6 protein-coding genes and 1 pseudogene are annotated in these 6,509 nt (G+C 72.7%); 2 read left to right on the plus strand and 5 right to left on the minus strand.

Annotated features, from left to right (window positions below; all coding sequences use genetic code 11):
* Window positions 1-477 precede the first annotated feature (477 nt).
* Both zwf and A6Q79_RS12700 read right to left on the minus strand, forming a co-directional pair.
* The gene (zwf, locus tag A6Q79_RS12695; RefSeq protein WP_067854847.1) at window positions 478-1,911 is read right to left on the minus strand and encodes a glucose-6-phosphate dehydrogenase; all 1,434 of its coding nucleotides are present in this window, start codon (window positions 1,909-1,911) and stop codon (window positions 478-480) included.
* A 59-nt stretch (window positions 1,912-1,970) separates the two neighbouring features.
* A complete protein-coding gene (locus tag A6Q79_RS12700) occupies window positions 1,971-3,689 on the minus strand; it encodes a sodium:proton antiporter (RefSeq protein ID WP_286689152.1) in 1,719 nt (572 codons plus the stop codon).
* Window positions 3,690-3,767: 78 nt separating this feature from the next.
* Here A6Q79_RS12700 and A6Q79_RS12705 point away from each other — a divergent pair, with 78 nt between their 5' ends.
* On the plus strand, window positions 3,768-4,184 hold the full coding sequence (locus A6Q79_RS12705; protein WP_286689151.1) for a hypothetical protein: 417 nt from the start codon (window positions 3,768-3,770) through the stop codon (window positions 4,182-4,184).
* Window positions 4,185-4,193: 9 nt separating this feature from the next.
* Here the strand turns inward: A6Q79_RS12705 and A6Q79_RS12710 are convergent, their stop codons facing one another.
* From A6Q79_RS12710 to A6Q79_RS12715, 3 genes and pseudogenes are all read right to left on the minus strand, one after another.
* On the minus strand, window positions 4,194-4,841 hold the full coding sequence (locus tag A6Q79_RS12710) for a response regulator transcription factor (RefSeq protein ID WP_067854841.1): 648 nt from the start codon (window positions 4,839-4,841) through the stop codon (window positions 4,194-4,196).
* Window positions 4,838-5,731 carry a sensor histidine kinase gene (locus A6Q79_RS18680; RefSeq protein ID WP_369038009.1) on the minus strand — a complete coding sequence of 298 codons (894 nt, stop codon included), beginning with the start codon at window positions 5,729-5,731 and terminating at the stop codon, window positions 4,838-4,840. The genes A6Q79_RS12710 and A6Q79_RS18680 overlap by 4 nt, the downstream gene beginning before the upstream one ends.
* A gap of 106 nt (window positions 5,732-5,837) precedes the next feature.
* Window positions 5,838-6,212: pseudogene (locus A6Q79_RS12715) on the minus strand (PspC domain-containing protein); the annotation flags it as partial.
* On the opposite strand from A6Q79_RS12715, the gene A6Q79_RS12720 reads away from it, so the two are divergent.
* On the plus strand, window positions 6,113-6,509 hold a 397-nt coding region (locus A6Q79_RS12720), incomplete at its 3' end, for a PspC domain-containing protein (RefSeq protein WP_317698549.1). The pseudogene A6Q79_RS12715 and the gene A6Q79_RS12720 sit on opposite strands and share 100 nt — an antisense overlap.

Raw genomic sequence — 6,509 nt, forward strand, 5'->3', positions numbered from 1 at the left:
GGGTCTCGGCGTCTGGTCTGGGCTCTCGGGTGGCGCACGATTCTTCGTTTCTGCGTTCTCGGGCCAGGGTTCTGCGTTGGCGCGTCCTATCGGTGGATCTGCAACCGCAGGAGCGCCTCTGCGGTTGATGATCCACCGATAGAGGGCTGAGCGTCAGAAGCATGCTGCCTTTGTGTGGAACGGTCCGCGCAGAGGCAGAATCTTGCGTCCCCCCAACGCAAAGGGCACCCAGGATTCTGCATTCGTGCGTCCACCCCGGCACCAACCCGCAGCCCGAGACCCCAGACCAGCGCGGATGCCAGCCGCCCGGTCGAGGCCCTTTCGGAGACCACCCCCAGCGAACGCTGAGGTAGCGCACCAGCGGGTCGAGACCTCCTGCGGCGGCGCACCAGCAGATCGAGGCCCCCTACGGCAGCGCACCAGCAAGGTCGCGACGACCGCAGCCAGCGCAGCAGCGGGACCAGCCCGAACTCTCCCCTACTGCCCCGACTCGTTCGGGTCGCGCCAGGTGCGCTCGAAGGGCAGGCGCCACGCGCGGGGGGCGATGAGCTGGTGCACGGCGTTGGGACCCCACGTGCCGACGGGGTAGGGGCGGACGGGCGGTGGGTCGTCGAGGAGGGGCTGGGAGACCTCCCAGAGCCGCTCGATGCCCTCCGCGGTGGTGAACAGCGTCCGCTCCCCCTTCATCGCGTCGAGGATGAGCCGCTCGTAGGCCTCCAGCACCTCCCCCGCCCGTGCGGTGTCCTGCATCGCGAACTGCATCGACAGCTTGTCCAGCCGCAGGCCGGGGCCGGGGCGCTTGCCGTAGAACGACAGCGACAGGCGGGAGGAGTCGGCGAGGTCGAAGGTGAGGTGGTCCGGGCCCGACAGCCCGACGCCCGACCCGGCCGGGAACATCGACTTCGGGGGCTCGCGGAAGGCGATGGAGATGATCCGCGCGCCCTGGGCCATCTGCTTGCCGGTGCGCAGGTAGAACGGCACGCCCGCCCAGCGCCAGTTGTCGATCTGCGCGCGCAGCGCCACGAACGTCTCCGTCTCGGAGTCGTGGGAGACGCCCTCCTCCTCGCGGTACCCCTGGTACTGGCCTCGCACGACGTCGGAGGGGCGCAGCGGCAGCATCGAGCGGAAGACCTTGTTCTTCTCCTCGCTGATCGAGCTGGAGTCCAGCGACGTGGGCGGCTCCATGGCCATGAACGCGAGGATCTGGAACAGGTGGGTCACCACCATGTCCTTGAACGCACCCGTGCCCTCGTAGAACCCGGCCCGACCCGACACCGACAGCGTCTCCGGCACGTCGATCTGCACGTGGTCGATGAAGGTGCGGTTCCAGATCGGCTCGAACAGCCCGTTCGCGAACCGGAACGCCAGGATGTTGAGCGCGGCCTCCTTGCCGAGGAAGTGGTCGATGCGGAAGATCTGGTCCTCGTCGAACACCTCGTGGATGCGGGCGTTCAGGGCTCGGGCGCTCTCGAGGTCGGTGCCGAACGGCTTCTCCATGATGATCCGCGACCGCTCGACCAGGCCCGCCTCGTCGAGGGTGCGGACGACGTCGACCGCGGCCCTCGGCGGCACGCTCAGGTAGTGAAGCCGGCGCGGGGCACCACCCAGCTCCTCCTCCAGCCGGCCCGCGACCTCCGCGAGCCGCGCGGGCCCGTCGGCGACGTTCACGTAGTGCAGCTTGGGCGCGAAGTCGTCCCACTCCTCCTCGGGCACCGGCCGTCCGAACTCGCGGCAGGCGTCCTGGGCGAAGCGACGGAAGCCGTCGTCGTCGAGGTCGTCCATCGAGACGGCGACGATCCGCGAGTCCGCTGCCAGCCTCGAGCGCAGCAGGTGCAGGATGCCGGGCAGCAGCTTGCGGCGGGCCAGGTCCCCCGTCGCGCCGAAGAGCACGATCAGGTGCGGGTCGCTCATGGGCCGAGGCTAGACCCGTCGCGTTGCGCCCGGGTGAACTCCGCGACCTCCTGCGACGCTCAGCGCGGGGGCTGCGGACTGCGTCGGGTCGCGGCGTACTCGGTGACGTCGAGACGGCCGAGCACGGTGTCGAGCACCTGGGAGTCGAAGCGTCCCTCGGACCGCAGGTCGAGGAGCGCCTCGCGCTGCTCCTCCAGCACGGCCCGCCGCAGGCGGACGAAGTCGCGGATCCGACGCTCGCGGTCCTCGCCGTCCTCCCCCGCCCACTCCCACTCCGCGGCGGGGGTGCGGCGGCGACGGACCTGCTCGACGGCCAGCGGGTCGAGCGGTCGGCCGTCGAGCCCCTCCTCGGCCGCCTCGGCGCAGCGGGCGTCGGCGACCTCCCCCATCGCCTCGAGGAGCGCCCTCAGCTGGGCCCGACGCTGCGGCGTCCGGTCCGACTCCGCACCGAGCCACCGCACGACCCAGGTCAGCGTCCCGCCCTGGAGCAGCAGCGAGGCGCCCGCGACGCAGAACGCGGCGAGCACCAGCAGGCTGCGCTGGGCGGTGTCGGGCGGGAGGGTCTGCGCCGCCGCGAGCGTGATGACGCCGCGCATGCCCGCCCACACGAGCACGACGCCGTCGCGGGCGCCGAGCGGCTGCTCGGTGTAGAAGCTGACGTCGGCCTCGCGACGCCGGACGAGCTGCAGGGCCCGCTCCCGACGTCGCCGCGACAGGGTCTGGGCCTGCTCGGAGGCGAGGTACTCCCGGAACGAGGCCAGGCGTGGTGCGTGCCGTTGCACCGCGCGGCGTCCCCGGCGCAGCTCGAGCAGCAGCAAGGCCACCCAGAGGGCGCGTCCGACCCACAGCACGGCGAGCGTCGCGACGGTCACGACCGCGAGCCGGCTCCACGGCTGCCCCGAGTCGTCGAAGTCGGCGAGGAGCGGACGCAGCTCCAGGCCCATCACCAGGAAGACCGCGCCCTCGAGGAGGAACGCGATGGTGCGCCAGTTCACGGCCTCGGCGATGCGGTCGTCGGCGCGCAGCTCCACGAGCGAGCGCGACCCGATCACGAGCCCGGCGACCACCACGGCGACCAGGCCCGACCCGCCCAGGTGCTCCGACGGCGCGTACGCGAGGAACGGCACCACGAACGAGATGGAGGTGGCGACGGTGGCGTCCTCGACGAGCGAACGGACGAACAGGCTGACGACCGCCACGAGCACTCCGACGACGACGGCCACGCCGACGGCCTGCACGAAGTCGAGGCCCACGTGCCAGAACGACACCGAGGCGCCGGTGGCGGCCACGGCGGTGCGCAGCAGCACGAGCGCGGTCGCGTCGTTGAGGAGGCTCTCGCCGTCGAGCACGGTGACGAGCCGGGGCGCGACCCCCGTCCGGCGGACGATCGACGTCGCGACGGCGTCGGTCGGGCTGACGATCGCACCCAGCGCGAACGCCTCGGCGAACCCGATGCCGGGGATGAGCCGCGGCAGCAGCCAGCCCAGCGACAGCGCGGACACCAGGACCAGCACCACCGACAGGCCGCTGATGGCCTTGAAGTCGCGCCGGAAGTCCACGGCCGGCATGTTCACCGACGCCGCGTACAGCAGCGGCGGCAGCACGCCCGCGAGGATCGCCTCGGGGGGCACCTCGATGCGCGGCATGCCGGGCAGGAAGGAGATGCCGACGCCCGCGACGACGAGCAGCAGCGGTGCCGCGACCCCGATCCGCCCCGCGACCGACGTGACCGTGACGATGACGAGGACACCGGCGACGGCGAGGAGCAGGAGGTCCATGCGGACCATCGTGACACCGGCGACCCATGGCGCACGGTTCCCAGGACCGGACCCGCGGTGTGGGCCTACGATCCGACCATGCGTCGCCTCACTGTGCTGCTCGTGGTCGGCCTCCTGCTCGGAGCCTGCGCGCAGGACCCCGAGCCGCCGCGCTCCTTCCCCCCGATCGGCGAGCGCGTGTGGCAGCGCTTCGACGGCACGGGCTCGGTCAGCGAGACCGCCACGACCAACGAGCCGGTGCGCGTCGTCAGCGTGCAGCTGGCCTGCACGGGCGACAGCGGCGACCAAGAGCTGACGGTCACGACACCGCTCGGCACGGCTGGACAACCGTGCCCCAACACCTCGCGGGACGGATCGATCAGCCAGAGCCTGGACGAGGCGACCGAGCCCTACCCTGCAGGCGCCCTCCCCGTTCGCGTGGACGCCCCCGAAGGAGTTCGCTGGTCCGTCGCCGTGACCGTGAACGCGGGGGACGCGGCCGACATCGTTCCGTGACGCCGTCCCTCAGATCAGTCGTCGGTCGCTCGCCCACTTCGTGAGCTCGTGCCGGCTCGAGAGCTGCAGCTTGCGCAGCACGCTCGACACGTGGGTCTCGACGGTCTTGACGGAGATGAACAGCTCCTTCGCGACCTCCTTGTAGGCGTAGCCGCGGGCGATCAGGCGCATCACCTCACGCTCGCGCTCGGTGAGGCGGTCCAGGTCCTCGTCGACCTGCGCGACCTCGATGGTGCCGGCGAACGCGTCGAGCACGAAGCCGGCGAGCCGTGGGCTGAACACGGCGTCGCCCGACGCCACCCGGTGCAGCGCGTCGACGAGCTCGGCGCCGGAGATCGTCTTGGTCACGTACCCGCGGGCGCCGGCGCGGATGACGCCGATGACGTCCTCCGCGGCGTCGCTGACCGACAGGGCCAGGAAGCGCACCTCGGGCGCCTGCGGCAGCACGCGGCGGATCACCTCGGCCCCGCCGCCGCCCGGCATGTGCACGTCGAGCAGCACCACGTCGGGACGCGCGGCCAGCACGGCGGGCACGGCCGTGTCGACGTCCTCGGCTTCGCCCACCACGACGACGCCCGGGTCCTTCTGGAGCTCGGCGCGCACGCCCGTGCGGAACATGGCGTGGTCGTCGACCACCAGGACGTGCAGGGGACTCATCGGGGCTCCTCGGGGCCGGCGGCGGGCGGGGCGGACAGGGGCATGGTGAGCGCGACCTCGGTACCGTCGACGCCGCTGCGCACACGGGCGGTCCCGCCGTGGTTCTCGACGCGGCCGATGATCGAGCCGCGCACGCCCATCCGGTCGTCGGCGATCGCGTCGGGGTCGAAGCCCGTCCCGCGGTCGCGGACGTAGACCTCGACCACGCCCCGCCCGACCTCGGCGTACACGTCGACCCGGTCGACGCCGGCGTGCTTGGCCGCGTTGACGACCGCCTCCCGCGCGGCGCGGACCACCGTCGCCGGGCAGCTCCTCCTCGCCGTACAGCCACGACCGCAGCTCGCGCTCCTGGCGCCGGGCGAGGGTCGCGACCGCGGCCGGGTCGGACGCGTTCTTCTGCAGGAGCGCCAGGGTCTGCAGCACCGAGTCGTGCAGGTGGGCGGCGACGTCGGCACGCTCCTGCGAGCGGATCCGCTCGCGACGCTCGCTGCCGAGGTCGGTGACGAGCGAGACGATCCACGGGCCGAGCAGCAGCAGGAAGCCGAGGACGGCGACGAGCAGCGCGACGCCGACGTCGCCGACGCCGGACAGGCCCCGCTCCTGCGTGATGAGGTAGAGGACGCCGAAGCCGACCAGGGCGAGGCCGGCAGCGACGCGCAGCACGAACCCAGCACCGGTGGTGCGCGTGAACCACGACTGCCACGACGCGTCGTCGATCTGCCGCCACACGACGGCCACGCCGACCACCACGACGAGCAGCGGCAGCACGGGCGACAGGCCGAAGGGACCACCGCCGTGCACGAGCAGCAGCACCCCGGCACCCACGGCGACGACGGCCACCGTCTGCAGCACCTCGACCGGTCCGGGACGGCCGACGGGACGCAGCCCACGTCGGGTGGCCGACTCCAGGCCGGGCGACAGCTCGGGCCGGCGCAGCGGCAGGAACCTCCAGAGCAGCAGGTAGGCGACCACCCCGGCCCCGTTCAGCCAGGTGGTCACGACGAACCCGACCCGCACCCACAGCACCGGCACGTCGAGGTGCTCGGCCACGCCCGCGGCGACCCCGCCGACGACGCGCCGGTCGGCCGGGCGGAACGCTCGGCGGGCGGGGCGCGACGGCGCGACGGTCTGGCTCACCTCGGCATCGTCACACGCGCGCGTGAGCCGCCGCCACCAGGTGACACCCTCGCTCCACCCGGGTCCGCGCACCAGGGTCGGACCAGGGTCTCGCCCGATGGTGGTGGGCGCGGCCTCCGACCGACGATGGGTCCATGAGCACCACACCACCGTCCAGCGGACCCACCGGCCCCGACGTCGACTCCGGTTCCGGCACCGACGCCCGCACCGGTCCCGACCACGACACCGACGCACGGTTGCGCCGCAGCCTGCAGTCCGTGTCGTCCGTGCGTCGCTCCAGCGACGAACGTCTGGTCGCCGGGGTGTGCGGCGGGGTGGCCCGCCGCCTCGACGTCGACCCCGTCCTGGTGCGCGTGCTCGCCGTCGTACTCTGCTTCGTGGGTCTCGCCGGCCTGATCCTCTACCTCGCCGGCTGGCTGCTGCTCCCGTCCGACGACGAGCCGCGCAGCCTCGTGGGCCACTGGTTCTCGCTCGGGTCGGCCGAGGCCCAGGTGCGCGACCTCGGTCTTGTCGTCGCGGCCGTCCTGGCGC

Source organism: Aeromicrobium sp. REDSEA-S32_B7, assembly GCF_001626145.1.
Lineage (GTDB): Bacteria > Actinomycetota > Actinomycetes > Propionibacteriales > Nocardioidaceae > Aeromicrobium > Aeromicrobium erythreum.